We start from the raw sequence: 25,303 nt of genomic DNA, 5'->3' as shown, positions 1-25,303 counted from the left end.
GGGAGAGGGAGATTAAAATGACCGCACCCAAAGTTCTGATTTCCGACAAAATGGACCCCAAAGCCGCCGCGATCTTCAAGGAACGCGGCATCGACGTCGACGTCATTACCGGCAAGACCAAGGACGAGCTGATCGCGATGATCGGCGACTATGACGGCCTCGCGATCCGCTCGGCCACCAAGGTCACCGCCGACGTGCTCGCCGCCGCGACGAAACTGAAGGTCGTCGGCCGCGCCGGGATCGGCGTCGACAATGTCGACATTCCCGAGGCCTCGAAAAAGGGCGTCATCGTGATGAACACCCCCTTCGGCAACAGCATCACCACCGCCGAACATGCAATCGCGATGATGTTCGCGCTCGCCCGCCAGATTCCCGAAGCCAATGCCGGGACGCAGGCGGGCAAATGGCCGAAGAACGACTTCATGGGGGTCGAGCTGACCTCGAAGACGCTCGGCCTGATCGGTTGCGGCAACATCGGCAGCATCGTCGCCGAACGCGCGCTGGGCCTGCGCATGAAAGTCGTCGCTTTCGACCCCTTTCTGACCCCCGAGCGCGCGATCGAGCTCGGCGTCGAAAAGGCCGATCTCGACACCTTGCTCGCCAAGGCCGATTTCATCACGCTGCACACGCCGCTGACCGACCAGACGCGCAACATATTGTCCGCCGAGAACATCGCCAAGGCGAAGAAGGGCGTGCGGATCATCAACTGCGCGCGCGGCGGGCTGATCGATGAAGCGGCGCTGAAGGATGCTCTGGAATCGGGCCATGTCGCGGGCGCCGCGCTCGACGTGTTCGCGCAGGAACCCCCGGCGGCCGATCATCCGCTGTTCGGCGCGCCGAACTTCATTTGCACCCCGCACCTCGGTGCGTCGACCGACGAGGCGCAGGTCAATGTCGCGATCCAGGTCGCTGAACAGATTAGCGATTACCTGCTCACCGGCGGGATCACCAACGCGCTCAACGTCCCCAGCCTCTCGGCCGAGGAAGCCCCGAAGCTGCGCCCCTATATGAGCCTCGCCGAAAAGCTCGGCAGCCTCGTCGGCCAGCTTGCGCACGACAATCTCACGACGATCTCGGTCGAGGTCGAAGGCGCCGCCGCCGAACTGAACCTCAAGCCGATCACCGCCGCGGTGCTCACCGGCCTGATGCGCCGCTATTCGGACAGCGTGAACATGGTCAACGCCCCGCACCTTGCCCGCGAACGCGGCCTCGATGTGCGCGAAGTCCGTCATGATCGCGACGGCGATTATCACACGCTCGTCCGCGTCACCGTGGCGACGAGCGACGGCGACCGTTCGGTCGCGGGTACCTTGTTCAGCAATGGCGACCCGCGCCTGGTCGAGATGTTCGGGATCAAGGTCGAGGCCGATCTCGACGGCCACATGCTCTATATCGTCAACGAGGACGCGCCGGGCTTCATCGGCCGCATCGGCACCGCCTTGGGCGAAGCCGGGCTCAACATCGGCACCTTCCACCTCGGTCGCCGCGCCGCGGGCGGCGAAGCGGTGCTGCTGCTCAGCCTCGACTCGCCGATGCCCGAACCGCTTCTGTGGCAGCTTTGCCAGCTTCCCGGCGTGAAGACCGTGAAGGGCTTGAAGTTCTGATCACCTACGCCCTCCCCTTCAGGGGAGGGCAGCGAGACTTGCCAGCTTGCTGGCTTAGTCGCAGCGGGAGGGGTCCATCGGCCTTGCGCTACGCTGACAGACCCCACCCCAACCCCTCCCCTGAAGGGGAGGGGCTTTCATATGCCCATATCACAGGCTAGGAGAGCCGCCGATGACCCGCGCCCCTGCCCTGTTGCCCGAAGGCTTGCGCGACCGCCTCCCCCGACAGGCGGAGGCCGCGTCGCGCGTCACCCGCGCGCTCGTCGATGCGATGCGCGCGCACGGCTATGGCCGCGTATCCCCCCCGCTTGCAGAGTTCCGCGAGACGCTCGGCGGCGAGGACGAGCGTTCGACGCGCGACCTGCTGCGCTTCACCGATCCGGTGTCGCAGCGCACCCTCGCGCTCCGTCCCGACATCACGCGGCAGGTCGGCCGCATCGCCACCTCGCTGCTCGCCAAAGCACCGCGCCCGCTGCGCCTCTGTTACGCCGGACAGGTCGTCAAACTGCGCGCAAGCCAGCTCCGTCCCGCACGCGAGATGCTGCAGGTCGGCGCCGAGCTGATCGGCAGCGATAGCGTCGCGGCGGCGCGCGAGATCGTGACCGTTGCGATCGACGCGCTCGAAGCCGCGGGCATCGGCCCCGTCACGATCGACTTCACCCTGCCCGACGTCGTCGACCTGCTTGCCGGCGGCCCGCTGCCCGTCGATGCCGATATCCAGCAGCTTCGCGACGAACTCGACGCCAAGGATGCCGGCGCACTGACGCGGCTCGGCGCCGGGGCTTATCTGCCTTTGCTCCGCGCGACCGGCCCCTTTGATCAGGCCATCGCTGACCTGCGCGCTTTCGACACCACCGGCGTCCTTACCGCGCGCATCGACGCGCTCGAAGCGATCGCGGCGCCGATCCGCGACCGTGTGACGCTGACGCTCGACCCGACCGAGCGCCACGGCTTCGCCTATCAAAGCTGGTTCGGTTTTCAGATCTTCGTCCCCGGACAGGGCGACGCGGTGGGCCGCGGTGGCGGCTATGCGATCCCGGTTGGGGAACAGGAAGAGGCGGCCGTCGGCTTTTCGCTCTATCCCGACCCGTTGATCGACGCCGGCCTCGGCGCCGAGGACGACGCCGACCGCCGCATTTTCCTGCCGCTCGGTCATGATCCCGCTCTGGCAGCAAGTCTGCGCGCCGACGACTGGCAGACGGTCGCGGCGCTGTCGGAAGCCGACGACGCACGCGCGCTCGGCTGCGGCTGGCGGCTTAGCCCCGACGGGCCGGTCGAAGCCTAAAAGTCCGAAATTCCAAAGCGCGGAATGCCCTGATTCACTCCGGGCGGATCGAGCACGGTCACATCAAGTTCGACGGGTTCGCCGATCCAGTGCGCCAGCGTCGTATGATCGGCGAGATCGTCATCGGTCAGCGGGTGGACGAGCGCGCGCAGCCCCGTCGCCTTAATCGTCGCGACAACCGCCGGAACCGCCGCACCGAGAAAATGCACCTCATATTGCGCGATCGGATGCGGCCCCGCCGCACCCTCGGTCATGTCGCCGACAAACAGGATCGCGGGGTCGATGCCGAAAACATCGCGCAGCGCGGCCGCGGCGGGCCGTTCGGCGGGATCACAATAGATATGGGCGTGATAAGGGGCGTCGGGGTTGTTCATGCAGACATCGCTTTCGTTCATCGTCCGTCAGGCCGGACGTGATCCTGCCTGTCTTGAAGGAAAAGGCGGGGCCCGGGTCAAGCCCCGGGATGATGAATGTCGGGAAACGACCGGTTGCGGACGTTGAAGGATTTGTTCTCTCCCCTTCAGGGGAGAGATAAGAAGGCTTGCCGGTTTTACCGGCTAGCCGCAGTTGAGAGGGGCTTGAACTGCTTCCGCCCCCTCTCCCAACCCTCTCCCCTGAAGGGGAGAGGGCTACGTCCGCTCACCACCCCAAAACCGACGTTCTAAGGCCCAAATACCCGCTTCAACCAGGCATCGACCGTTGCCGTCGGCGCATAAGCCGGATCGCCCAGGCTGCGGTTGATTTCGGCATGGCCTTTCAGCCCCTCGCCGGGGAAGCTGCCGCGCTCGACGCGGCTTCCGCCGGCTTCAAGCGCCGCGCCCAAGGCCTTGGCCTGCCGCACACCATCGGCGCGCTGCACATAGAGCAGCAGGAATTGCGGCGCATTGGGCGCGCCCGCCTGCAGCGTCGGCGAAACCGCCTTTTGCCGAACCGGATCGGTCCCGAACGCCTGCGCATAGGTTTTCTGCATGATCGGCGGGCCATCCTTCATCTGCGCCGCCACATCATAGGCCGCTCCGTCGATCGGGATCACGCCCGAGATGTCGGCAAAGGACAGGCCGACGCCCTTAAGATAGCGTTCGTCGGTGCCGACCAGCGCGACAAGATGCGCAACGGCGCTATGCCCCATCAGCACGATGCGCCGCCGGTCGATGCCGAGCGTATCGGCACGATCGACCAGCGCCTTGACCGCGCTTGCGACATCGGCCGCCTGCTGCTCGACCGTCGCCGCGGGCACGAGCCGATAATTGATCGAGGCGAAGGCGTAACCGGCCGCGGGATAATGTTCGGGCTTGAAGCGCCCCGTCGCATTATCCTTGCTGCCGCGTTTCCACCCGCCGCCATGGACGAACAGGACCAGCGGCGCCGGCCCCTTCGCCCCCTTGGCGCGCCAGAGGTCAAGAACTTGCAGCGCGTCGCTGCCATAGGAAATCGTCTCGCTACCCGGCACTTTCGGGCCTTGGTCGGCTCCCATGCGCTCAGCCAGGCGCTCGCGCAGTCGGTCGCGCATTTTCTCGCGCGCGTCGGCGAAGGGCGCCGGCACGCTCACGCTCGCGACCGCGAAGGCCGCCAGCGCGACATATCCAAACCAGCCTTGTCTCGTCATCGCCCATCTCCATTGTCGCGGCCGCATCAATCTCGCCCGCAAATGTCGCAAAATCATCCCGCTTTGGGTTGCCTCTGCGCCCAAATCCGCTAAGGCCGCGCCGGGCCGCACCTGTCGTTTTGAGGCCTAGTTCAGCAGGACAGCATCATGGCAAATGTTACCGTCATCGGGTCGCAATGGGGCGACGAGGGCAAGGGCAAGATCGTCGACTGGCTCGCCAGCCGCGCCGATGCCGTGGTCCGTTTCCAGGGCGGTCATAATGCCGGCCATACGCTCGTCGTCGGCGAACAGGTCTACAAGCTGTCGCTGCTCCCCTCGGGTATCGTCACCGGCACGCTGTCGATCATCGGCAACGGCGTCGTGCTCGATCCTTGGGCGCTGCGCGACGAGATCGCCAAGCTGCGCGGCCAGGGCGTTGCGATCAATCCCGAGAATTTCGCGATTGCCGACAATTGCGCGCTGATCCTGCCCTTCCATCGCGACCTCGACGCGCTGCGCGAAACCGCTGCGGGCGCAGGCAAGATCGGCACGACCGGGCGCGGCATCGGCCCGGCTTACGAGGACAAGGTCGGCCGCCGCGCGATCCGCGTCTGCGACCTCGCGCATCTCGACAAGCTGGGTCCGCAACTCGACCGCCTGACCGCGCACCACGACGCGCTGCGCGCCGGTTTTGGCGAACCCCCCATCGACCGCGAACGCCTGATCGCCGACCTCACCGAAATCGCCGACTATGTGCTCGAATATGCGCAGCCGGTGTGGAAGCGCCTGAAGAAGGTCCGCAAGGCCGGGGCGCGCATCCTGTTCGAAGGCGCGCAGGGCGTGCTGCTCGACGTCGATCACGGCACCTATCCCTTTGTCACCAGCTCGAACACCGTCAGCGGGACTGCTGCGAGCGGTTCAGGCCTCGGCCCCGGCGCGGTGGGCTTCGTGCTCGGCATCGCCAAGGCGTACACGACGCGCGTCGGCAGCGGCCCCTTCCCGACCGAGCTTGAGGATGAGATCGGCCAACGGCTCGGCGAGCGCGGGCATGAATTCGGCACCGTCACCGGGCGCAAGCGCCGCTGCGGCTGGTTCGACGCGGTGCTCGTGCGCCAGAGCTGTGCGGTATCAGGCGTCACCGGGATCGCGCTGACCAAGCTCGACGTACTCGACGGTTTCGACACGATCCGCATCTGCACCGGCTATCGTCTTCGCGGCAAAATCCTCGACTATTTCCCCGCGCATTCGGCCGATCAGGCCGAGGTCGAGCCGATCTATGAGGAAATGGACGGCTGGCACGAATCGACCGCGGGCGCGCGCAGCTATGCCGACCTCCCCGCGCAGGCGATCAAATATATCCAACGCGTGCAGGAATTGATCGAAACGCCGATCGCGCTCGTGTCGACCAGCCCCGAGCGCGAAGATACGATCCTGATCCGCGATCCGTTCAGCGACTGACGCTAGCGACAGCGACGTCGCGGATCGCCGCGACGAAGCCCGCCGGGTCGTCCTCCTGAATGAAGTGGCCGCCCTTCAGCGTGCGGTGCGTCATGCCTTGCGTGCCGGGCACGCGTCCGGTGAACAGCGCATCGCCGCCGCGCGTGATCGGGTCGCCGTCGGAAAAACAGCAGAGGAAAGGCTTGTCGAACGCCTCCAGCACCGCCCACGCGCGTTTCTGGTCGGGGACCGCGACATTGTCGCCTAGCGGGACGAAGGAGGGATAGACGCGTGCCGCCACCTTCGACGCACGCGTCGGAAAGGGTGCGTCATAGGCGGCAATCTCGGCGGCGCTCAATTCGCGCTTCGCCCCCGCCTTGACGATCTTGCCGATCGGGAAGATCGGGCTGTAGCGAGAGAAAGCGCGCCAGATCGCGAAGGCGCGCGGTGCCGGCTGGCCCTCGGGAAGGCCACCGTTCGAGAGCGCGACCCCGGCAAAGCGTTCCGGCATTTCGGCGACGAGCCGCAGCCCGATCAGCGAACCCCAGTCCTGACAGGCGAGGATCATGTTCCGAAGGTCGAGCGCCTCGATCCATTGCCGCATCCACGCCACTTGCGCAGCATAGCTGTACGCGCCCCGGTCGAGCGGCTTGTCCGAACGGCCGAAGCCGATGAGGTCGGGCGCGACGACGCGGAAACCCGACGCCGTCGCAGGGCCGATCATATGGCGATAAAGATAGGACCAGGTCGGCTCGCCATGCAGCATCAGCACCGGCTGCGCATCGGCTGCGCCTTCGTCAACATAATGGACGCGAAGCCCGCCCGCGATGTCAAGATATTTGGGCGCATAGGGCCAATCGGGCAGACCTGTAAAACGCTCCTCCGGCGTGCGATAGACGCGCATCATATTCTCTCCCCCACCCTTGGTCCGTCACAGCTTAGGCCGCTTCCGTTTCGGTGCAAGTCGTGCCACGTTGCGGCATGGCCCGTCACATCCTAATCTTCTATGGCAGCTATCGCCGCGACCGGCATGGCATCAAGCTCGCGCAGTGGCTGGTCGACGCGATCGGCGCGCGCGGTGACAGCGCAGAACTGATCGACGCCAAGGCGGTGGACCTCCCCATGCTCGACCGCATGTACAAGGAATATCCGAAGGGCGAGGCGCCGGCCGCGATGGAGGAGCTCGCGGGCAAGATCCGCGCCGCCGACGGCTTCTTGTTCGTCACCGGCGAATATAATTGGGGGCCGCAACCGGGGCTCAAGAACCTGACCGACCATTATCTCGAGGAATGGTTCTGGCGGCCCGCAGCGATCGCCTGTTATTCCGCTGGCTCCTTCGCTGGGGTGCGCGCGATGATGGGATGGCGCGACATTTTGGGCGAGATGGGGATGGCGGTGATCTCGTCGATCCTGCCCGTCGCGCGCATTGCCAAGGCCTTCGACGAAGACGGCAAACCCGCCGGCGACGAAGGCAAGCAACTCGAACGGCTCTTCCCGCGCTTTGCCGACGACCTCAATTGGTGGATCGACGCCGCCAAGGCGCAGCGGGCAAAGATCGATCCACCTTATTAACCCGATTTCAGCTCGGCCTTGAGCCTCAGGCTGGCGCGCCAGAAGAAGAAGGCGGGGATCAGGCCGAGCCACGCCGCGCCATAGAGCACCCAGCGCACGCTTTCCTGCCCCGCGAGCGGCTGCAGTGCGTCGGACAGCACGCCGAACAGGAACGGCCCGAAACCCAACCCGATCAAATTCTGCCCGAACAGCATGACCGACGCCGCGACGGCGCGCGCCTGCGGACGCACCAGCCCCTGTACGCAGCCATAAGCCGGCCCGTAATAGGCCGAGTTGAGGATCGTCGGGATGATCAGCAGCGCGACGGCAATGCGCCAATCCTCCATGAAATAGCCGAGGAACAGGATGGGCGCGGCGAGCGCCATACCATAGGCGGGGAACGTCAGAATGTGGCGTTTGTCGCGCGCGCCGAACTTGTCCGCCATCTTGCCGCCGAGCCAGGTGCCGAACACGCCGGCCAGCCCGAGCACGACCGCCATCGACAGCCCTGCCTCGGTTGTCGACAGCCCGTGGCTGCGGATGAAGAAGCTGATCGTCCACAGCGCCTTGCCATAACCGAGGAAGGCGACGACCGACGACGCGATCAAGATATAGATGAACGCACGCGAGGCGAAGATTTCGCGCATCGCCTCGCCGGTCGAAAGCCGGGTCACCGCGGCGGCGGTCGCCGCGGCTTCGGCGGTGCGGCTGTGCCGCGGCTCGCGCATCACGAACAGCACCACGAGCGCGAGCAGCAGGCCCGGCGCGCCGACCATCATCAGCGCGATACGCCACCCGTAAAGATCGTTGACGATGCCGCCGATGATCAGCCCGAGCAGCGATCCGATCGGCACGCCAAGGCCGTAGAAGGCGATAGCGGAAGACCGTTTTTCGGGGGCGACACTATCCGAAATCAGCGAGTGCGCGGCGGGCGTACACCCCGCCTCGCCCACACCGACACCGATACGCGCGAACAGCAATTGCACGAAATTCTGCGCCAGCCCGCACACCGCGGTCATCGCCGACCAGATCGCGAGCGCGAGCGCGATCAGCCGCACCCGGTTCGTCCCATCCTTGTCGGCGTAGCGCGCGATCGGGATGCCGAGCAGCGCGTAAAAGACCGCGAACGCCGGACCCGCAAGCAACCCGAGCTGCGTGTCAGACAAGCCGAGATCGGCCTTGATCGGTTCGGCGAGGATATTGACGATCTGCCGGTCGAGGAAGTTGAAGATATAGACGATCAGAAGGATCCACAGCATCGTCCGCGTCTGCGCGGAAACGCCGGTGGCCGGTGAGGCGATGCCCTGCGACGAGGCAGCTTTATCGGTCATTTTGATCTCCCTCTGTCAAGGGAGCAGACCGGGGGGAGTGATGTCAACGCCGTTGGGCCGAACCGAAATTGTCCGCTTGCAATTGCCGCTACGGCTGCCAGCGTGCAGCCCATGCAAAAAATTTCGCTGCTCAGCGCCGCCGCCCTGCTCGTCATCGCCCCCGCCGCAGCAATGCCGCCGCCGCTTCCGGAGGTCGAGGGTAAGGACGCCGCGACACTGCGCGCCGAAATGGAGAGCGGACAGATTTACGAAGGGCTGACGCCGCTCGTTTATCTCGACCGGATCGGACGGATCGACGATTATGGACCAAAGCTCGATGCCGTCATCGCGACGCCGTCGCAAACCGAGCTCAGCGCAGAGGGGAAGCGGCTCTATGACGCGCGCATGGCGGGCAAAGCGCGCGGGCCGCTCCATGGCATCCCCATATTGATCAAAGACAATATCGAGGTCGCCGGCCTGCCGACGACTGCGGGTTCGCTGGCGCTGAAGGACAATGCCACGAACCGCGATGCGCCGATCGTCGCGCGGCTGCGCGATGCGGGCGCGATCATCCTCGGCAAGACGAACCTCAGCGAATGGGCGAACATCCGCGCAGGCAATTCGACGAGCGGGTGGAGCGCGATTGGCGGGCTCACCAAAAATCCGCATGCGCTCGACCGCAATACGTGCGGATCGTCATCGGGCAGCGGCGCCGCTGTCGCCGCGAGCCTTGCGCCGCTGGCGATCGGCACCGAAACCGACGGATCGATCACCTGCCCCGCCGGGATCAACGGCATCGTCGGCTTCAAACCCAGCGTCGGACTGGTCAGCCGCACGCATATCGTGCCGATCAGCCACAGCCAGGACACGGCGGGGCCGATGACGCTGACGGTGCGCGATGCTGCGGCGGTGATGAGCGTGATCGCGGGAAGCGACCCCGCCGACCCTGCAACCGCCGAAGCCGATGCGCGCAAGGCCGATTATGTCGCCGCGCTGTCACCGGGCGCGCTGAAGGGTAAGCGCATCGGCGTGCTGCGCGACCGCATCGGCGACCGCACCGATATCGTCGCGCTGTTCGACGCGGCGCTGAAGCAGATGGAAGGGCTCGGCGCGACGCTGGTCGAGATCGACGACAGCCGCAAAGGCACCGACGGGCTCGGCGCCGCCGAATTCGAAATCCTGCTGACCGAACTAAAGGCCGACATGGCGACCTATTTGGGCAGTCTGCCGAACGCGAATGGACCCAAGTCGCTCGCTGACATCATCGCGTTCAACAAGGCGAACGCCGAGGAAATGAAGTGGTTCGGCCAAGACATATTTGAACTCGCGGAGAGCAAGGGCGGCCTCGACAGCCCCGCCTATCTAGCGGCGCGCGAAAAGGCTGCGCGGCTTGCGGGGCCCGATGGCATCGACCGGTTGCTGAAAACGCATGACGTCGACCTGCTCGTCGGGGTTACCAACGGCCCGGCCTGGGTCAGCGATCTGGCGAAGGGCGACAGCTACAAAAGTCCCGGCACCAGCCAAATGCCGGCGGTCGCCGGCTATCCACACCTGACCGTGCCTATGGGCGCGGTCGAAGGCCTGCCGATCGGCCTCTCGTTCATTGGGGCCAAGTGGAGCGATGCCGATATATTGGCTGCGGGCTATGCCTATGAGCAGGCAAGCAAGAAGCGCTTGGCGCCAACCTATCGGGCCGACACGACGCCCTAGCCGTCGTCACTCCTATCAGCGCCGATCGCGACGCTGTTTCCAACCCATGTCTTCAAGCTCGAGCAACTCCATCGGGACATGGATCGCGCGCACCGCGAGCCGGACCTCGACGAGGAACAGGATCAGCGAGATCAGCAGCAGCAGCATTGCGACGGCAAAGGCCCAGGACGCTGCGACACCGAGGTTGATGCCGGTAAAGGCCTGCGTAAACAGCAGTGCGACGAGCAGGCAGACGACGATCCCGCACGCCACAGCGGAGAGAATCGAATTGTTGATGATCCCCATGCGGCGGTCGGCGATGCGCAGTTCGGCGACGATGCGCTCATGTTCGAGGCCCTCGGTCTCGGCCCAGCGTTCCATCAGATTGCGCGACCGGTCGACGACGCGCGCCAGCCGCCCCGCGATGACGTTGAGCAGGCTGCCGGTCGCGACCAGCAGGAACACCGGCGTGACCGACAGCTGGATCGTCTGCGCAATCGCGCCGGCGTCGAGGTCCATCATCCCTCGGCGGCAACCGAGGGCGTGTTCACGCCATGCATCGCGAGGAATTTGCGGATGTTTCGTGCGGCCTGCCGGATGCGCTGTTCATTTTCGACCATCGCGATGCGGACATAGCCTTCGCCGTCCTCGCCATAACCGACGCCCGGCGCGACCGCGACCTTCGCATGGGTAAGCAATTGCTTCGAAAATTCGAGGCTGCCCATTTCCTTGAGCGCGGGGGGCAGCGGCGCCCAGGCGAACATCGACGCCTTGGGGCTCGGGATATCCCAGCCCGCGCGGGCAAAGCTTTCGACCATCACGTCGCGGCGCTTCTGATACAGGTCGCGGTTCTTCTGGACGATATCCTGCGGGCCATTAAGCGCCGCGCAGGCCGCGGCCTGGATCGGGGTGAAGGCGCCATAGTCGAGATAGGATTTGACGCGCGTCATCGCCGCGATCAGGCGCTTGTTGCCGACCGCAAAGCCCATGCGCCAGCCCGCCATCGAATAGGTTTTCGACATCGAGGTAAATTCGATCGCGACATCCTTTGCGCCCGGCACCTGCAGAATCGAAGGCGTCGGATTGCCGTCGTAATAGAGCTCCGAATAGGCGAGATCCGAAAGGACCCAGACCTTGTTCTCCTTCGCCCATGCGACGAGTCGCTCGTAGAAAGCGAGGTCGACAGCCTCGGCGGTCGGGTTCGACGGATAGTTGACGACGAGGATCGACGGGCGCGGCACGGTGAACGCCATCGCGCGGTCGAGCGCGCGCCAATAATTCTCGTCCGGCGTCGTCGGCACGCTGCGGATCGTCGCGCCGGCGATGATGAAGCCGAATGTGTGGATCGGATAGCTCGGGTTCGGGGCGAGCACGACGTCGCCGGGGCCGGTAATCGCGGTCGCTAGGCTCGCTAGGCCTTCCTTTGACCCCATCGTCACGACGACTTCGCTTTCGGGGTCGAGTTCGACGTTGAAGCGGCGGGCGTAATAATTGGCCTGCGCCTTGCGGAGACCGGGAATGCCCTTTGACTGGGAATAACCGTGTGCGTCCGGCTTCATCGCGACTTCGCAGAGTTTTTCTATCACATGCGCGGGCGGCGGCAGGTCGGGGTTGCCCATCCCCAGGTCGATGATGTCTTCTCCCGCGGCGCGGGCGGCCGCACGCATCGCATTCACTTCGGCGATGACGTAGGGCGGCAGGCGCTTGATGCGATAGAATTCATCTTCGGACATGGGAAACTAGAACAACTCCTTTGCGTATCTTGTTGATTGACGCGAGCGGCAGCCTCGCCAGCCGCATCGCGGCTTGTTATAGGCATTATATCCGCACTGACCAGCAGGAACAAATATGAGCGATACGGGCCAGAACGACACGACAGAGACGCCCAATCCCTTCCTGCCATCCGCCGAAGACATGCAGCATTGGGCGAGCGTGATCGGCCGCGCGCAGCAGATGATGCTCGAATATGCGCTGGGTCAGGCGAACGAAGGCAACGCCAGCGCGGCCGCGCTGTTCGACCCCGCAAAATGGATCGACAATCCCGCGACGAAGCTGTGGACCGAGCAATCGACGAAGATGTGGGACCAGGGGGTCGCCTTCTGGACATCGCTTGCGACCTTGAACCCGATGGCGCCGCCGGTTCCCGAGACGGCGGCAAAGGACCGCCGCTTCGCCGACCCCGACTGGGACGCCAATCCGGTGTTCGCGATGATCCGCCAGACCTATGGCCTGCTCGCCGAACAGATGCTCGCGACGACGCGCCAGCTCGACGGTCCCGACCCCGCCGCGCGCGCGAAGATGGAATTTGCTGCGAAAGCAATGGCGGACGCGATGGCGCCGACCAACCTCGCGCTCACCAATCCCGAAGTGATCAAGCGCGCCGTCGAAACCCGCGGCGAAAGCCTGCTCAAGGGTCTGAAGCACATGCTCACCGACCTGTCGCGCGGGCAGCTCAGTCACGTCGATCCCGACGCGTTCGAGGTCGGGGTCAACATCGCGACGACGCCGGGCAAGGTGATCCACGAGACCGACCTGTACCAGCTGATCCACTACGCACCGACGACGAAGGACGTCTTCACCGTCCCGCTGATCATCTTCCCGCCGTGGATCAACCGCTTTTACATCCTCGACCTCAACCCCGCGAAAAGCTTCGTCGCATGGGCGGTCGAACAGGGTCTCAGCGTGTTCATGGTGTCGTGGAAATCGGCCGACGTATCGATGAGCGAAGTGGTTTGGGACGATTATATCGCGGCACAGGTCGATGCGATCGACACGGTCCGCGAGCTTCTGGACGTACCGCACGTCCACACGATCGGCTATTGCGTTGCGGGTACGACGCTCGCGGCGACGCTCGCGATGCTGTCGGCGCGCGGCGAGGCCGACAAGGTCAAATCGGTGACCTTCTTCACCGCGCAGGTCGATTTCGAACATGCCGGCGACCTCAAGATGTTCGTCGACGACAGCTATCTGGCACTGCTCCAGCAGCTGTCGGCGCCGGGCTTCCTCGACGGGCGCTATATGGCGGCGACCTTCAACAGCTTGCGCGGGCGCGACCTGATCTGGAATTATGTCGTCAGCAATTACCTGCTCGGCAACGACTACCCGCCCTTCGACCTGCTCTACTGGAATGGCGACACGACCAATCTGCCCGCGAAATGGCACCGGCAATATCTGGTCGACCTGTATCGCGACAACCGCATGGTGATCCCGAACAGCCTGTCCGTGATGGGCACGCCGATCGACCTCAAGAAGATCGAGACCCCCGCCTTCATCCAGGCGGGACGCGAGGATCATATCGCGCCGCTCGCCAGCGTATGGCGGTTGATGGATCATCTATCGGGGCCAAAGACCTTTCTGCTCGCCGGCTCCGGGCATATTGCGGGGGTGGTGAACCCGCCCGCGGCAGGCAAATATCAATATTGGACCGGCGACAGCAAGGCCGCGACGCTCGACGAATTTATTGCGGGCGCAAGCGAGACCAAGGGCAGTTGGTGGCCGCGCTGGATCGACTGGATTTCCGAACAAGACAACGCAAAAACCGCGGCCAAAGGCGCCCGAATCCCTGGAAAGGGCGCAAAAAAGGCGATCGAGAACGCTCCGGGTCGCTATGTCAAACAGCGGTAATATCTAACGAATATCCTCACAGCCGGACTGCAGCGAGAAGATTTTTGTGCAGTGCACAAAAAATTGCTTGAAATCGCCGCGCCGCTCCTATATTGTGCACTGCAACATAGAGGAGTACCACCATGGCTACCAAGATGGATAGTGCTGAAAAGGCTTTCGAAGCCGCAACGCTGGAAACCGCGCCGAAGCCGGTGGCGACTCCGGCCGCTCCGGCCCCCGCTGCTGCTCCCGCCGCAGAGAAGGCCGCCCCGGCCCCCGCAACGATCAAGACGGTGAAGGCAAAAGCCACGCCGACCGCGAAGAAGGTTGCTGCCCCCAAGGCGGCTGCCAAGAAGGTCGCTCCCAAGAAGGCGACCGTGAAAATTGCATCCAAGCCCCCCAAGGCCGCACCGAAGCCGGTCGCCGCCGCCACCAAAGGATTCAAGACCATGAACGACACCGTCAAGAAGTTCGCCGACGAAGCGAAGACCCGCACCGAAGCCCTGACCGCCGATTTCAACGCGAAGGCGAAGGAAGCGATGAGCAAGACCAGCAAGCTTGCCGAAGAAGCCGTCGAATTCAACAAGGCGAACGTCGAAGCGATGGTCGAAGCCGGCAAGATCGCCGCCAAGGGCATCGAAACGCTCGGCCAGGAAGGCGTGACCTATGCTCGCAAGAGCTTTGAAGACACGACCGCCGCGCTGAAGGGCTACACCGCCGTCAAGACCCCGGCCGACTTCTTCAAGCTCTACGCCGAAAACAGCAAGAAGGCGTTCGACGCCGCCGTTGCGCAGACTTCGAAGACCAGCGAGCTCGTCGTCAAGCTGACGAACGACAGCTTCGCGCCGATCTCGAACCGCGTTTCGGTCATCACTTCGAAGATGAAGGCCGCCTAAGGCGCTTCCATCTTCCATCGTTGGCGCGGGCACCCTCTCCCTCCCCTCCCGTCTGCGCCGACACCCCAAGACCGCTCGCTTCCTCAGGAAGCGGGCGGTTCTTGTTTTGGGGCACGCTCCCGGCCCGGCCTCGGCGGCTGGCGAACAAGAGGTTAAAATCCGCGACCGCGCCTCTTGCGCTTCGCCCGCGGCTTGCGATATTCCTGCCCATGATGTTTCCCGCTGAACCCAACCAGCCGCCCCGCGCGATGGCGGACTCAAACAATGTCCGCGCGATGGCGGACTCGAAGAATGTCCGCGCGATGGCGGGCTCAATCAATGTCCGCGCGATGGCGGACAAGGACGAAGGCTCGCCCGGCACCCCCGGCGTCGGCATTGCGACGCGCACGCGCGCCAAGGCCAAAAAGCCATCGATGTACAAGGTGCTGCTGCTCAACGACGATTACACGCCGATGGAATTCGTCGTCATGGTGCTGCAGCGTTTTTTCAACATGGATATCGAACAGGCGACGCAGGTGATGCTGCACGTCCACCAGCAGGGCGTCGGCGTATGCGGCGTGTTCAGCTATGAAGTTGCCGAGACCAAGGTGAACCAGGTGATGGACGCCGCGCGGCAGAACCAGCACCCGCTGCAATGTACGCTGGAAAAGGCCTGACCTAGCCCCTTCGCGTGGCCTGTTCGGCCTGAAGCGCGGGCGACGGTTCGCCCTTCAGATCGCCATACCCCAGCTCTGTGCCGCAGCCCGGACAGACGGTCGCCGTGCCGACATCGGTCCCGCACGCGCGGTGGATATAACGCATCGCCGGCCCGCCCCCGGTCTCGCCATTTTTGTACGCCCAACGCTCAGCCCAGCCGCGCATTGCATAGAGCACGCTGAACAAATCCTTGCCCTTCGCGGTCAGCCGATATTCGTGGCGCAGCGGCCGCACCTGATAGGCGTGGCGCTCGACCACGCCCTCGCCCTCAAGCAATTTGAGCCGCGCCGACACGAGCTGCGGCCCGAGCCCGGTGTTCGCTGCTATCGCCTCGAACCGCCGCCGTCCGAAGAACAGGTCGCGCAGGATGAGGAGCACCGCGCGATCGCCGAGCAATTCGGCGGATCGGCCGACAGGGCAAAATGTGTCCGATAGATCCGCGCGCCTGGGCATAATCGCCCCATACTCCACTTCGTCATTCCCGCGAAAGCGGGGATTCAGTTCCACCCTCGGTTGTCCAAACTGGGTTCCCGCTTTCGCGGGAATGACGAGAAAAAATCGCTTGTCACTATGATTATCATAGTTGATATCGGGCGCAAGAGGAGAGTCGCATGTCCGCAGCCGTCATCATCGGAGCCGGCGACGCCACGGGCGGCGCCATAGCGCGCGCCTTCGCCGCCGAAGGCCTCACCGCCTGCGTCAATCGCCGCGAACGGAACGCCGATCAGCTCGAAGCCTTGGCGCAATCGATCCGCGACGCGGGGCACCAAGCGCGCGCCTTTCCCGGCGACGCGCGCGAAGAAGACGAAATGATTGCGCTGTTCGATCGGGTCGAATCCGAAGTCGGCCCGGTCGAGGTCGCGGTGTTCAACATCGGCGCGAACGTCAATTTCCCGATTTCCGAAACGACGGTGCGCGTTTACACCAAGGTCTGGGAAATGGCCTGCCTCGGCGGCTTCCTGATGGGACGCGAAGCCGCCAAGCGCATGATCCCGCGTGGCCGCGGCACGATCATCTTCACCGGCGCGACGGCAAGCCTGCGCGGCGGTTCGGGCTTTTCCGCCTTTTCGGGCGCGAAGGGCGCGCTCCGCATGCTCGCGCAGTCGATGGCGCGCGAACTGGGCCCGCAGGGTATCCATGTCGCGCACACGATCATCGACGGCGCGATCGACACCGAATTCATCAAGGGCCGCCACCCCGACTTCGACAATGCCAAGGCGCAGGATTTGATCCTCAACCCCGACGCCATCGCCGCCAACTATGTGATGCTGCACAAGCAACCCAAAAGCGCCTGGACGCACGAACTCGACCTCCGTCCCTGGGGAGAAAAATGGTGACCAAGACGCTCGAGCTGATTTTCGACTTCGGCAGCCCCAACGCCTATCTATGCATGAAAGTGCTGCCCGAACTGCTCGACCGCACGGGCGCCGATCTGGTCATCACGCCGTGTCTGCTCGGCGGCATCTTCAAGGCGACGGGCAACAAGGCGCCGATGATTCAATATGCCGACGCCCCCGCAAAGCTCGCTTATGAGAACCTCGAGATGCGCCGCTTTATCGACAGACATGGCCTGACCAAATTTCGCCTCAACCCGCATTTCCCGGTGAATACGCTGACGATCATGCGCGGCGCGATCGTCGCGGACGAGGAAGGCAATCTCGACGATTATGTCGACGCCGTGAACCGCGCGATGTGGGAGGATGGCCTGAAGATGGACGATCCCGAAGTCGTCGCGAGCTTTCTCTCGGCGAACGGCTTCGACGGCCCGGCGTTCCTCGCGCGCACGCAGGAGCCCGAGATCAAGGCGAAGCTCGCCCAAAACACCGAAGCCGCCGTCGCGCGCGGCGTGTTCGGCATCCCGACCTTTTTCGTCGGCAAGAACATGTTCTTCGGCAAGGATCGCCTTGCGCAGGTCGAAGAGGCGCTCGCCTAGGCCTGCGCCGCGGGTTCCGGGCGGCCCGCGACCAATATCCCGATGACGATCAGCGCCAGCCCGGCGATGTGGAACAGGTGAAGTTGCTCGCCGAGGAACAGCATTGCGAGCCCCGCGCCCATCAGCGGCATCACATTCATATATTGCCCGGTCGCCGCCGAGCCGATCAGTTCGACCCCGCGATTAAAGAAGAGATAGGCGAGGAAGGACGGGAAGATCGACACATAGGCAATGGCGAGCGCGCTGCCCGTCGCCGGAACGATCAGCCGTCCCGACCAGAGTTCGTGCCCGTAGAAGGGCGCGATCACCGCGATTCCGACGACCATCGACGCCGCCAGGAAGCTCAATGGATGCACGGCAGGCCGACGGCGGAGCAGCACCGAATAGAGCGCCCAGAGCAGCACCGCACCGCCGATGATCGCGTCGCCGATATTGAGCTGCAACCCCCACAACATCGCCGGATCGCCCCGCGCGATAATCGCCAGCACGCCGACGAGCGAGATCAGCACGCCGGCGATCTGGCGCGGGCTGGTGCGGTCGCCCATCACCAACGCGCCGACGACGAGGACCAGCGCCGGCAGCGCCGACTGGATCAGCATGGAATTGAGCGCGGTGGTGCTCTGCAGCCCGGTGTAGAGCAGGATGTTGAACGACCCGATCGCCAAGGCGCCGAGCAACGCAACGATGGCCCAGTTCGCGCGCAGCACCGGCCAGTCGCGCTTTAGATGGGGCCATGCGAGCGGCAGCAGCAACGCAAGCGCGAAGGTCCAACGCCAGAAGGACAAGGCGGCGGGCGGCACCAGATCGCGCGCGGCGCGCCCGACGATCGAATTGCCCGCCCAGAACAGCGCCGTCACCGTCAGCAGCGGATAGGCCCGCGACCAGATCGCCGCGGCCGGGCCGCCTTCCCTCATCATCACGCGCGTCCCGCCTCCCCCCGAATATCGTCACCCGGATAGCGGACGCTCCCCTCCTGTCTAGGTGAAGTCGAGCTGGATGATGTCGCTCGGCGTCGCGCGGCAGTACATTTCGATTTGCTTGGCGCCGTCGGGATAGGTCGCGGTCATCGTCGCGCGGATGCGCCAGCCGCCATTGCCCTGTTCGAGCGACACCAGCTTGTCATAGGACAGCCGCGTTCCGCCGGTCACGCCGATCTGTCGCGCGGCGTCGTTCATGCAATTCTGCACCGACGGGCGCGAAGCGCTCGGCAGGGCCGACAGGTTGGCGCTGAGCGTCGCCGGGCCGCGCGCGGGGTGCGTCGTGGCGCTTTCTTCCGTGGTGGCGGCGACATCCGCCTTTTTCTTTTTCTGGCTCGCCAGCAGCGCAATCAGCCCGCCCGCGACAACGATCCCGCCGATGATCAGGCCGGTGCTCGGTCCCTTGTCCTTGTCCTTTTCCGGCGGCCGCGTGTTGCGATAGCCATAGCCGAATTCGGCGCGGCAGCCCTTGTCGACCCAGATATAATCGCTGGTGTAACCCCATTGGCGTCCGGCGTTGCACTTCCCCGCGATCTTGCGCGTCAGTTCGACGCGATCGTTCGTCCGGACATTGCATTGCTGATATTTATTGCTCCACGATTCGCAGTTCATGGTGCCCGCGAAATCATTGACCGGCTGCGGCAGCGGCGTCGGATAGCCGCCGCCATTGCCATAGCCGTAAGCGAACTCGGCGCGGCAGCCACCCGAGACCCATATCTGGGTGGCAGTAAAGCCCCAGTCGCGCCCCTTCGAACAGCGCCCCCCGATCACGCGTTGCAGGTCAACGCGGTTGGCGGTGCGGACGTCGCAGCGTTTCATCTTGTTGTTTCGCGATTCGCAGCGGATCGTTCCCGCATAGCCATTGCCATAGCCGGGACGCGGCGGCTGGATCTGCGGGCCGCCGGGCGGCGGATAGGGCAAGGTGGTCGCTTGGGGCATGGCCGGGACGGCAAGTTGGCTGGCGATCAGCGCGGCCGTGGTGACGATCGTGACGACATTATTCCGCATGACCTTACTCCCCTGTGAAAAGTCGCTTCCGTTTATGCTGTCCTTGTCCGGCCCCAATATCGACGCGAATAGTTTCATATTTTCACAGGGAAAGCCATGAAGAAAGCCGCCTATTCTCGGCGACAACTTAACCATGCCTGCCCCGGGCGAGCCGTTGGGTATCGGCCGTCGTCATCGGTATTGCCAAGCCGCGCGGACAAGCCGTTATGGGGTGGTGAGCGGCCGTTGATCCTCCCTGTGGCGAAGCCATGGGGAGGATATTATTTCCGCAATCGGTCGCTTTCAGTCATCCGAATTTGCCCAAGCGATCTAGTCCGCTTGCGCGGTCCCACGCATGCGTTAAAGACAGCCGATGGATCAAATCGTCATTCGCGGCGGCCAGCGACTCAAGGGCCGGATTCCCATCAGCGGCGCCAAGAATGCGGCGCTCACCCTGCTGCCATGCGCCCTCCTCACCGACGAGCCGCTGACGCTGCGCAACCTGCCGCGGCTCGCCGACGTCGATGGTTTTGGGCACCTGCTCAACCAGCTCGGCTGTTCGACGACAATCGAGGGTTCGCGGCCGGAGGATTTCGGCCGCGTGATGACCGCGCGAACCACAACGCTGACCTCGACCGTCGCGCCCTATGACATCGTGCGCAAGATGCGCGCGTCGATCCTCGTGCTCGGCCCGCTGCTCGCGCGTGCGGGCGAGGCGACGGTGTCGCTTCCCGGCGGCTGCGCAATCGGCAACCGTCCGATCGACCTCCACCTGAAAGCGCTCGAAGCGTTCGGCGCCCAGATCGAATTGACCTCGGGCTATGTCAAAGCCGTCGCGCCCGGCGGGCGCCTTGCGGGCGGCAAGTTCACATTCCCCGTCGTGTCGGTCGGCGCCACCGAAAATGCACTGATGGCCGCCTCGCTCTCCAAGGGCACCTGCGTTCTCGAAAATGCGGCGCGCGAGCCCGAAATCGTCGACCTGTGCAACTGCCTCGTCGCGATGGGCGCGCATATCGACGGCATCGGAACCGAAACGCTGACCATCGAGGGCGTCGACCGCCTGCACGGCGCGACTTATCGCGTGATGGCCGATCGCATCGAGGCGGGCAGCTACGCCTGCGCCGCCGTCATCACCGAAGGCGACGTCGAACTGGTCGGGGCGAAAGCCGACGAGATGGACGCGACGCTTTCGGCGCTGCGCCAGGCCGGCGCGACGGTCGAGGAAACCAAGGGCGGTATCCGCGTCGCGATGTCGGGCCGCGCCGAACCCGTCACGCTGTCGACCGCGCCCTATCCGGGCTTTGCCACCGACATGCAGGCACAATTCATGGCGATGGCGACGCTCGGCAAGGGCGCGAGCCTGTTCACCGAAACGATCTTCGAGAACCGCTATATGCACGTTCCCGAGCTGGCGCGCATGGGCTGCGACATCGACGTGCGCGGCCGCAGCGCCGTGGTGCGCGGGGTCGACCACCTGGTCGGCGCGCCGGTGATGGCCACCGACCTGCGCGCCTCGATGAGCCTGATCATCGCCGGCCTCGCCGCGCAAGGCACGACCGAGGTCAACCGCGTCTATCACCTCGACCGCGGTTACGAGCGGCTCGAAGAAAAATTGCAGGCGGTCGGCGCGGATATCGAGCGAATCAGCGCGGGTTAGTCCGCCTCGACCGGCACCGATACCATATTACCGCTTACCGATGGCCGTTCGGGCCGCTTCGCGACAGCGATGACCAGCCCGATCAGCGCGACGATCCCGCCGGCGATAGACAGCATCGCCCAGCGGTAGTTCTCGAACGCCGTCGAAAAGCCCATCGCGATAATCGGGATCAGCACGCTCGACCATGCCGCCTGCCCCGGCCCGACCGCCCGGATAATGGTGAAATAGAGCGGGAAGGTCACGGCGCTGGCAATCACGCCGAGATAGAGGACACCGCCGATATAGGTCGCGGTCGTCTCGATCACCGGCGGGCCGGTGGTGATCCACGCATAGCTCCCGTCGGCGAGCGCGCCAAAGAGCATCGCCCACGCGATCATCACCACCATCGGCTGCGCCCGAGCATGGCGCGTTCCCTGCATGACGTTGGCGGTTGAGGCGCTCATTACCCCCGCGAGCGTCAGCGCGGTGCCCAGCAACACCTCGCTCGCGTCGAGCGCCGCGGCGCGATATTCATGGAGGATCATCAGGCCCACGCCGACAATCGCAATGCCTGCGCCCGCGAGGAAACGACCCTCTAGCGGAGTCTTGAGGAAGGCGCGGCCGAGCAGCGTGTTCGGCACGATCAGCAGCGCGAACAGCACCGCGACCAGGCCAGAGGTGATATGCTGTTCGGCGCGGTAGACGAAATTGAAGTTGAAGGTGAACTGCGCAAGGCCGAGCGCGGCCGCAAACAGCATTGCCTTCGGTTCGAGCCACAACCGCTCGCGCCGGATGATCGCAAAGGCGAACATCGCGATCGCGGCGACCGCAAAGCGATATGTGACCGACCAGCTCGGCGGCACGACCCCAAGCTGCCCCGTGATGACGATCCAGGTTGAACCCCAGATCAACGTCACCAGCATGAAGGGCAGAAGGACGCGGGGGCTGAGCAGCGTGAGTGGCTGCTCGCTACTCACAGGGCGCCGATTGCGGCCGCCAGCGGAGCCACCGCCTCCGCATCCTGATCCCAGCTGACGACAAGCCGCGCTGCGCCCTCGCCCCAGTCGTAGAAATCGAACCCGGCACCGCGCAGCTGGGCGGCCTCGTCGGCGGTCAGGCGCACGAACAGCTCATTGGCTTCGACCGGATACATCAGCCGGTTGCCGCAGGCTGCCGCGAGTTTCGCCGCTCCGGCGTTGGCCGCGCGCGCATTGGCGAGCCAGAGATCGTCCTTCAGCATCGCGCGAATCTGCGCAGCCACGAACCGCCCCTTGCTGAGCAGGTGCCCGCCGCGCTTTTTGAGCTCGCGCACGCCCGCTCCGCCGCTGTCGCCAAAGAACACGATCGCCTCGGCCATCATCGCGCCGTTCTTGGTGAAGCCGAACGACAGCGCGTCGACCCCGGCGCGCCAGGTGACGTCGGCGGGGGCGCAGCCGAGGAAAGCCACTGCATTGGCAAAGCGGGCGCCGTCCATGTGGAGCTTCATGCCCGCACCCTTGGTGATCTCGCTGATCGCGCCGACCTCGTCGGCGCGCCACGCGAGGCCATATTCGGTCGCGTTGGTGATGCTGACCGCCGCCGGCTGGACCTGGTGCACGTCGCGGCGAATGCCCGCGATGCGCGCTTTCAGCGCCTCGGTATCGATCTTGGCGCCGCGTCCGGGCAGCGGCATCAACTTGGCTCCGCCCGAGTAGAAAGTCGGCGCGCCGCATTCGTCGACCTCGATATGCGCTTCTTCGTAACAGAGGATGCCCTGCCAAGGCCGCACGAAATGCGCGAGGATGATGCTGTTCGCCGCGGTGCCGGTGGGGATCCAGACCACCTCGCATGTCGTCTCGAACAGGTCGGAAAAGGCCGCGTCGAGCGACTGGCTGAGCGCGTCGCCATCATAAGCCGTATCGACATGGTTCGCGGCCGCCAGCGCCTCCATCACCACAGGATGGACGGTCGCGGCATTGTCGGAGAAAAATCGGGTCGCAGTCATGGATCGCGCCTTAGCGCAGGTGCGGGCCGCTGCTAAGCCTTCATTTTTGCTGCGGGTCAACCGATATGTCTGCAGCCTCGTCGGGCGCCGATCCGCGGGCGAGACTTGCGCCGCCTGCAATGCCGAGTCCGCCCGCCATGCCCATTCCACCGCCGCCACCGCCGCGTCCGCCGCCTCCGCCAGCGCGCGCCTCGCTGCTGCGACCACCGCCCTTTCCACTGCTACCCGACGGGCGCGTCGGCCCCTGCGCAGGGATGATAACATCGGCAGGAACCGGATCGAGGTCGAGCGCCTTGCGGATGAAATCGCGCAGCTCGACGACAAGATCGTGGACATGCACCGGCCGCCCTCCTGCCAGTTCCTGCGCCGCGCGGCTGGCAAGCCGCACCTGCGGCTCGGTGCCGAGCAGGATGATGTCGGAGAGCGCGGCCTCGACGGCGTCGCGAATGCGGCGCGGGCGATCCGATTCGCCGTTTTCGCTGTCCTCCGCCGCCGCTTCGTCCGACAGATCAATCGCGGGCTCCGCTTGCGTCTCGCTCGCCTGACGCCTGATGTCGCGCAAATGGCGCGGATCGACCATCAGATTTCCCGTGAACGAGCCGCCGAGCGTCTTGTAGGCGGCAATCAGCGTGCGCAGCCGCTCGTTGATCTGACGGTTCATGCGTTCGCGGCGCTGCTGGATCGTCATCATCACCATCAGCCGGATGCCGACACCGATCAGCGTGACGAGGCACAGGCCCAGAAGCGTGGTGCCGATGCTTTGCCACGACGAAAAATCGAACAGGCGCATGACTCTACCCTCTCCCGGCTTAATCGCGGAAGAGCAATACTGGCGCGTTCAGGCGGCCGAAGACACCTGTTTTCCGACAATGGGGGTCAGCGGTCGCGCTTGGCCAGCAATTTGAGGCGCAGCGCGTTGAGCTTGATGAAGCCCGCCGCGTCCTTCTGGTCATAGGCGCCGGCGTCGTCCTCGAAGGTCACATGGCGTTCGCTGTACAGGCTGTTCGGCGACTTGCGGCCGACGACGCTGGCGTTGCCCTTGTAAAGCTTCAGGCGAACCGTGCCCGACACCTTTTCCTGGCTGTGGTCGATCGCTGCCTGCAACATCTCGCGCTCGGGTGCGAACCAGAAGCCGTTGTAGATGAGCTCGGCATATTTCGGCATCAGCTCGTCCTTGAGGTGCGCGGCGCCGCGGTCGAGCGTGATGCTTTCGATGCCGCGGTGGGCACGCGCATAGATTTCGCCGCCCGGCGTCTCGTACATTCCGCGCGACTTCATGCCGACGAAGCGGTTCTCGACGAGGTCGAGGCGGCCGATGCCGTGCTTGCGGCCGAGGTCGTTGAGCGCTGCGAGCAGCGTCGCGGGCGACATCGCTTCGCCGTTCAGCGCAATGCCGTCGCCGCGTTCGAAATCGACGGTGATATATTCGGGGGTGTCGGGCGCATCCTCCGGATTGACCGTACGCGAATAGACATAGTCGGGTGTCTCATCCCACGGATTTTCGAGCACCTTACCCTCCGACGAGGTGTGCAGCAGGTTGGCGTCGGTCGAAAACGGGCTTTCGCCGCGCTTGTCCTTGGGCACCGGAATCTGGTTCTTCTCGGCAAAGTCGATCAGCGCGGTGCGGCTGGTCAAATCCCATTCGCGCCAGGGCGCGATCACCTTGATGTCGGGGTTGAGCGCATAGGCGCTGAGTTCGAAGCGCACCTGATCATTGCCCTTGCCCGTCGCGCCATGCGCGACCGCGTCGGCGCCGACTTCCTTGGCGATCTCGATGAGGCGCTTTGAAATCAGCGGCCGCGCGATCGAGGTGCCAAGCAGATAGTCACCCTCGTAGCGGGCATTGGCGCGCATCATCGGGAAGACGAAATCGCGGACGAATTCTTCGCGCACATCGTCGATATAGATATGCTCGGGCTTCACGCCCATCAGCTCGGCCTTGGCGCGCGCCGGCTCGATCTCTTCGCCCTGCCCTAGGTCGGCGGTAAAGGTCACGACCTCGCAGCCATAGGTGACCTGCAGCCACTTCAGGATCACGCTGGTATCGAGGCCACCCGAATAGGCAAGGACAACGCGCTTGAAGGACTCGGACATGATGACACCTTTGGCGAGGGAAAGACGCGGGCGCGG

Annotated in this window: 24 protein-coding genes; 11 read left to right on the top strand and 13 right to left on the bottom strand. The window is 64.6% G+C overall.

Annotation, left to right across the window (positions count from 1 at the left end):
- Positions 1 to 17: 17 nt before the first annotated feature.
- Together serA and SKP52_RS04630 are read left to right on the top strand one after the other, a co-directional pair.
- Positions 18 to 1,604, top strand: a complete 1,587-nt coding sequence (gene serA / locus SKP52_RS04635; RefSeq protein WP_039572281.1) for a phosphoglycerate dehydrogenase — start codon at positions 18 to 20, stop codon at positions 1,602 to 1,604.
- Positions 1,605 to 1,776: 172 nt separating this feature from the next.
- Positions 1,777 to 2,889, top strand: a complete 1,113-nt coding sequence (locus SKP52_RS04630) for an ATP phosphoribosyltransferase regulatory subunit (protein ID WP_039572278.1) — start codon at positions 1,777 to 1,779, stop codon at positions 2,887 to 2,889.
- Here the strand turns inward: SKP52_RS04630 and SKP52_RS04625 are convergent.
- Positions 2,886 to 3,284 (bottom strand): DOPA 4,5-dioxygenase family protein, encoded by a 399-nt coding sequence (locus tag SKP52_RS04625; protein WP_228383821.1) that lies wholly within the window; start codon positions 3,282 to 3,284, stop codon positions 2,886 to 2,888. The two genes, SKP52_RS04630 and SKP52_RS04625, sit on opposite strands and share 4 nt — an antisense overlap.
- Positions 3,285 to 3,550: 266 nt before the next feature.
- Complete coding sequence (locus tag SKP52_RS04620) at positions 3,551 to 4,495, bottom strand: alpha/beta hydrolase (RefSeq protein WP_039572275.1); 945 nt, start codon at positions 4,493 to 4,495, stop codon at positions 3,551 to 3,553.
- Positions 4,496 to 4,642: 147 nt separating this feature from the next.
- Here SKP52_RS04620 and SKP52_RS04615 point away from each other — a divergent pair, with 147 nt between their 5' ends.
- Positions 4,643 to 5,932: an adenylosuccinate synthase gene (locus SKP52_RS04615; RefSeq protein ID WP_039572272.1), complete on the top strand. Its 1,290-nt coding sequence runs from the start codon at positions 4,643 to 4,645 to the stop codon at positions 5,930 to 5,932.
- Here the strand turns inward: SKP52_RS04615 and SKP52_RS04610 are convergent.
- The gene (locus SKP52_RS04610; protein ID WP_321164069.1) at positions 5,922 to 6,818 is read right to left on the bottom strand and encodes a haloalkane dehalogenase; all 897 of its coding nucleotides are present in this window, start codon (positions 6,816 to 6,818) and stop codon (positions 5,922 to 5,924) included. The genes SKP52_RS04615 and SKP52_RS04610 overlap by 11 nt on opposite strands.
- 74 nt (positions 6,819 to 6,892) lie before the next feature.
- Between SKP52_RS04610 and SKP52_RS04605 the strand changes: the two genes are divergently transcribed.
- Complete coding sequence (locus SKP52_RS04605) at positions 6,893 to 7,483, top strand: NADPH-dependent FMN reductase (protein ID WP_039572265.1); 591 nt, start codon at positions 6,893 to 6,895, stop codon at positions 7,481 to 7,483.
- Here SKP52_RS04605 and SKP52_RS04600 read toward each other — a convergent pair.
- Positions 7,480 to 8,793, bottom strand: a complete 1,314-nt coding sequence (locus SKP52_RS04600) for a spinster family MFS transporter (protein WP_052207816.1) — start codon at positions 8,791 to 8,793, stop codon at positions 7,480 to 7,482. The genes SKP52_RS04605 and SKP52_RS04600 overlap by 4 nt on opposite strands.
- Positions 8,794 to 8,904: 111 nt before the next feature.
- Between SKP52_RS04600 and SKP52_RS04595 the strand changes: the two genes are divergently transcribed.
- Entirely contained in the window at positions 8,905 to 10,482 is a 1,578-nt protein-coding gene (locus tag SKP52_RS04595; RefSeq protein ID WP_039572263.1) for an amidase, read from the top strand.
- A gap of 15 nt (positions 10,483 to 10,497) precedes the next feature.
- Here SKP52_RS04595 and SKP52_RS04590 read toward each other — a convergent pair whose 3' ends face one another.
- Positions 10,498 to 10,983 carry a DUF2721 domain-containing protein gene (locus SKP52_RS04590; protein ID WP_039572260.1) on the bottom strand — a complete coding sequence of 162 codons (486 nt, stop codon included), beginning with the start codon at positions 10,981 to 10,983 and terminating at the stop codon, positions 10,498 to 10,500.
- Positions 10,980 to 12,194: an LL-diaminopimelate aminotransferase gene (locus tag SKP52_RS04585; RefSeq protein ID WP_039572257.1), complete on the bottom strand. Its 1,215-nt coding sequence runs from the start codon at positions 12,192 to 12,194 to the stop codon at positions 10,980 to 10,982. The genes SKP52_RS04590 and SKP52_RS04585 overlap by 4 nt, the downstream gene beginning before the upstream one ends.
- A gap of 115 nt (positions 12,195 to 12,309) precedes the next feature.
- Here SKP52_RS04585 and SKP52_RS04580 point away from each other — a divergent pair, with 115 nt between their 5' ends.
- The 3 genes from SKP52_RS04580 (at position 12,310) to clpS (ending at position 15,616) form a co-directional block, all read left to right on the top strand.
- Positions 12,310 to 14,085: a PHA/PHB synthase family protein gene (locus tag SKP52_RS04580; protein ID WP_052207811.1), complete on the top strand. Its 1,776-nt coding sequence runs from the start codon at positions 12,310 to 12,312 to the stop codon at positions 14,083 to 14,085.
- 122 nt (positions 14,086 to 14,207) lie between these two features.
- Positions 14,208 to 14,960 carry a phasin family protein gene (locus tag SKP52_RS04575; RefSeq protein ID WP_039572255.1) on the top strand — a complete coding sequence of 251 codons (753 nt, stop codon included), beginning with the start codon at positions 14,208 to 14,210 and terminating at the stop codon, positions 14,958 to 14,960.
- Between the two features lie 302 nt (positions 14,961 to 15,262).
- Positions 15,263 to 15,616 carry an ATP-dependent Clp protease adapter ClpS gene (gene clpS, locus SKP52_RS04570; protein ID WP_052208856.1) on the top strand — a complete coding sequence of 118 codons (354 nt, stop codon included), beginning with the start codon at positions 15,263 to 15,265 and terminating at the stop codon, positions 15,614 to 15,616.
- Position 15,617: 1 nt separating this feature from the next.
- On the opposite strand, the gene SKP52_RS04565 is transcribed toward clpS, so the two are convergent.
- Complete coding sequence (locus SKP52_RS04565) at positions 15,618 to 16,109, bottom strand: winged helix-turn-helix transcriptional regulator (protein WP_039572253.1); 492 nt, start codon at positions 16,107 to 16,109, stop codon at positions 15,618 to 15,620.
- A gap of 158 nt (positions 16,110 to 16,267) precedes the next feature.
- Here SKP52_RS04565 and SKP52_RS04560 point away from each other — a divergent pair, with 158 nt between their 5' ends.
- Both SKP52_RS04560 and SKP52_RS04555 read left to right on the top strand, forming a co-directional pair.
- The gene (locus tag SKP52_RS04560; protein ID WP_039572250.1) at positions 16,268 to 16,993 is read left to right on the top strand and encodes an SDR family oxidoreductase; all 726 of its coding nucleotides are present in this window, start codon (positions 16,268 to 16,270) and stop codon (positions 16,991 to 16,993) included.
- Positions 16,987 to 17,589, top strand: a complete 603-nt coding sequence (locus SKP52_RS04555; protein WP_039572248.1) for a 2-hydroxychromene-2-carboxylate isomerase — start codon at positions 16,987 to 16,989, stop codon at positions 17,587 to 17,589. The genes SKP52_RS04560 and SKP52_RS04555 overlap by 7 nt, the downstream gene beginning before the upstream one ends.
- On the opposite strand, the gene SKP52_RS04550 is transcribed toward SKP52_RS04555, so the two are convergent.
- Together SKP52_RS04550 and SKP52_RS24495 are read right to left on the bottom strand one after the other, a co-directional pair.
- Positions 17,586 to 18,506 (bottom strand): DMT family transporter, encoded by a 921-nt coding sequence (locus SKP52_RS04550; protein WP_039572245.1) that lies wholly within the window; start codon positions 18,504 to 18,506, stop codon positions 17,586 to 17,588. The genes SKP52_RS04555 and SKP52_RS04550 overlap by 4 nt on opposite strands.
- Before the next feature lie 60 nt (positions 18,507 to 18,566).
- A complete protein-coding gene (locus tag SKP52_RS24495) occupies positions 18,567 to 19,574 on the bottom strand; it encodes a DUF3011 domain-containing protein (RefSeq protein WP_052207809.1) in 1,008 nt (335 codons plus the stop codon).
- A 352-nt stretch (positions 19,575 to 19,926) separates the two neighbouring features.
- Here SKP52_RS24495 and murA point away from each other — a divergent pair, with 352 nt between their 5' ends.
- Positions 19,927 to 21,210: a UDP-N-acetylglucosamine 1-carboxyvinyltransferase gene (murA, locus tag SKP52_RS04540; protein ID WP_039572242.1), complete on the top strand. Its 1,284-nt coding sequence runs from the start codon at positions 19,927 to 19,929 to the stop codon at positions 21,208 to 21,210.
- Here murA and SKP52_RS04535 read toward each other — a convergent pair.
- From SKP52_RS04535 to SKP52_RS04520, 4 genes are all read right to left on the bottom strand, one after another.
- The gene (locus tag SKP52_RS04535; protein ID WP_081997521.1) at positions 21,207 to 22,112 is read right to left on the bottom strand and encodes a DMT family transporter; all 906 of its coding nucleotides are present in this window, start codon (positions 22,110 to 22,112) and stop codon (positions 21,207 to 21,209) included. The genes murA and SKP52_RS04535 overlap by 4 nt on opposite strands.
- Positions 22,113 to 22,162: 50 nt before the next feature.
- The gene (locus SKP52_RS04530; RefSeq protein ID WP_039572239.1) at positions 22,163 to 23,173 is read right to left on the bottom strand and encodes a threonine aldolase family protein; all 1,011 of its coding nucleotides are present in this window, start codon (positions 23,171 to 23,173) and stop codon (positions 22,163 to 22,165) included.
- 40 nt (positions 23,174 to 23,213) lie between these two features.
- Positions 23,214 to 23,963 (bottom strand): hypothetical protein, encoded by a 750-nt coding sequence (locus SKP52_RS04525; protein WP_039572236.1) that lies wholly within the window; start codon positions 23,961 to 23,963, stop codon positions 23,214 to 23,216.
- A gap of 86 nt (positions 23,964 to 24,049) precedes the next feature.
- The gene (locus SKP52_RS04520) at positions 24,050 to 25,267 is read right to left on the bottom strand and encodes an argininosuccinate synthase (protein ID WP_039572234.1); all 1,218 of its coding nucleotides are present in this window, start codon (positions 25,265 to 25,267) and stop codon (positions 24,050 to 24,052) included.
- Between the last annotated feature and the right edge of the window lie 36 nt (positions 25,268 to 25,303).

Origin of the sequence: Sphingopyxis fribergensis, assembly GCF_000803645.1 — a bacterium.
Lineage (GTDB): Bacteria > Pseudomonadota > Alphaproteobacteria > Sphingomonadales > Sphingomonadaceae > Sphingopyxis > Sphingopyxis fribergensis.
The sequence above is the reverse complement of the archived record's forward strand: the minus strand, read 5'-3'. Positions and strand labels throughout refer to the sequence as shown.

Bases quoted from the DNA above. Each gene is read 5' to 3' on its own strand.
- SKP52_RS04550 (WP_039572245.1), bottom strand. From the start codon at position 18,506: ATGATGAGGGAAGGCGGCCCGGCCGCGGCGATCTGGTCGCGGGCCTAT.
- SKP52_RS04605 (WP_039572265.1), top strand. From the start codon at position 6,893: ATGGCCCGTCACATCCTAATCTTCTATGGCAGCTATCGCCGCGACCGG.
- SKP52_RS04630 (WP_039572278.1), top strand. From the start codon at position 1,777: ATGACCCGCGCCCCTGCCCTGTTGCCCGAAGGCTTGCGCGACCGCCTC.
- SKP52_RS04625 (WP_228383821.1), bottom strand. From the start codon at position 3,284: ATGAACGAAAGCGATGTCTGCATGAACAACCCCGACGCCCCTTATCAC.
- SKP52_RS04555 (WP_039572248.1), top strand. From the start codon at position 16,987: ATGGTGACCAAGACGCTCGAGCTGATTTTCGACTTCGGCAGCCCCAAC.
- SKP52_RS04580 (WP_052207811.1), top strand. From the start codon at position 12,310: ATGAGCGATACGGGCCAGAACGACACGACAGAGACGCCCAATCCCTTC.
- SKP52_RS04575 (WP_039572255.1), top strand. From the start codon at position 14,208: ATGGCTACCAAGATGGATAGTGCTGAAAAGGCTTTCGAAGCCGCAACG.
- SKP52_RS04560 (WP_039572250.1), top strand. From the start codon at position 16,268: ATGTCCGCAGCCGTCATCATCGGAGCCGGCGACGCCACGGGCGGCGCC.
- SKP52_RS04620 (WP_039572275.1), bottom strand. From the start codon at position 4,495: ATGACGAGACAAGGCTGGTTTGGATATGTCGCGCTGGCGGCCTTCGCG.
- SKP52_RS04600 (WP_052207816.1), bottom strand. From the start codon at position 8,793: ATGACCGATAAAGCTGCCTCGTCGCAGGGCATCGCCTCACCGGCCACC.
- SKP52_RS04590 (WP_039572260.1), bottom strand. From the start codon at position 10,983: ATGATGGACCTCGACGCCGGCGCGATTGCGCAGACGATCCAGCTGTCG.
- SKP52_RS04520 (WP_039572234.1), bottom strand. From the start codon at position 25,267: ATGTCCGAGTCCTTCAAGCGCGTTGTCCTTGCCTATTCGGGTGGCCTC.
- SKP52_RS04565 (WP_039572253.1), bottom strand. From the start codon at position 16,109: ATGCCCAGGCGCGCGGATCTATCGGACACATTTTGCCCTGTCGGCCGA.
- murA (WP_039572242.1), top strand. From the start codon at position 19,927: ATGGATCAAATCGTCATTCGCGGCGGCCAGCGACTCAAGGGCCGGATT.
- SKP52_RS04615 (WP_039572272.1), top strand. From the start codon at position 4,643: ATGGCAAATGTTACCGTCATCGGGTCGCAATGGGGCGACGAGGGCAAG.
- SKP52_RS04595 (WP_039572263.1), top strand. From the start codon at position 8,905: ATGCAAAAAATTTCGCTGCTCAGCGCCGCCGCCCTGCTCGTCATCGCC.
- SKP52_RS04525 (WP_039572236.1), bottom strand. From the start codon at position 23,963: ATGCGCCTGTTCGATTTTTCGTCGTGGCAAAGCATCGGCACCACGCTT.
- SKP52_RS04610 (WP_321164069.1), bottom strand. From the start codon at position 6,818: ATGATGCGCGTCTATCGCACGCCGGAGGAGCGTTTTACAGGTCTGCCC.
- SKP52_RS04535 (WP_081997521.1), bottom strand. From the start codon at position 22,112: ATGCTGGTGACGTTGATCTGGGGTTCAACCTGGATCGTCATCACGGGG.
- SKP52_RS04585 (WP_039572257.1), bottom strand. From the start codon at position 12,194: ATGTCCGAAGATGAATTCTATCGCATCAAGCGCCTGCCGCCCTACGTC.
- serA (WP_039572281.1), top strand. From the start codon at position 18: ATGACCGCACCCAAAGTTCTGATTTCCGACAAAATGGACCCCAAAGCC.
- SKP52_RS24495 (WP_052207809.1), bottom strand. From the start codon at position 19,574: ATGCGGAATAATGTCGTCACGATCGTCACCACGGCCGCGCTGATCGCC.
- SKP52_RS04530 (WP_039572239.1), bottom strand. From the start codon at position 23,173: ATGACTGCGACCCGATTTTTCTCCGACAATGCCGCGACCGTCCATCCT.
- clpS (WP_052208856.1), top strand. From the start codon at position 15,263: ATGGCGGGCTCAATCAATGTCCGCGCGATGGCGGACAAGGACGAAGGC.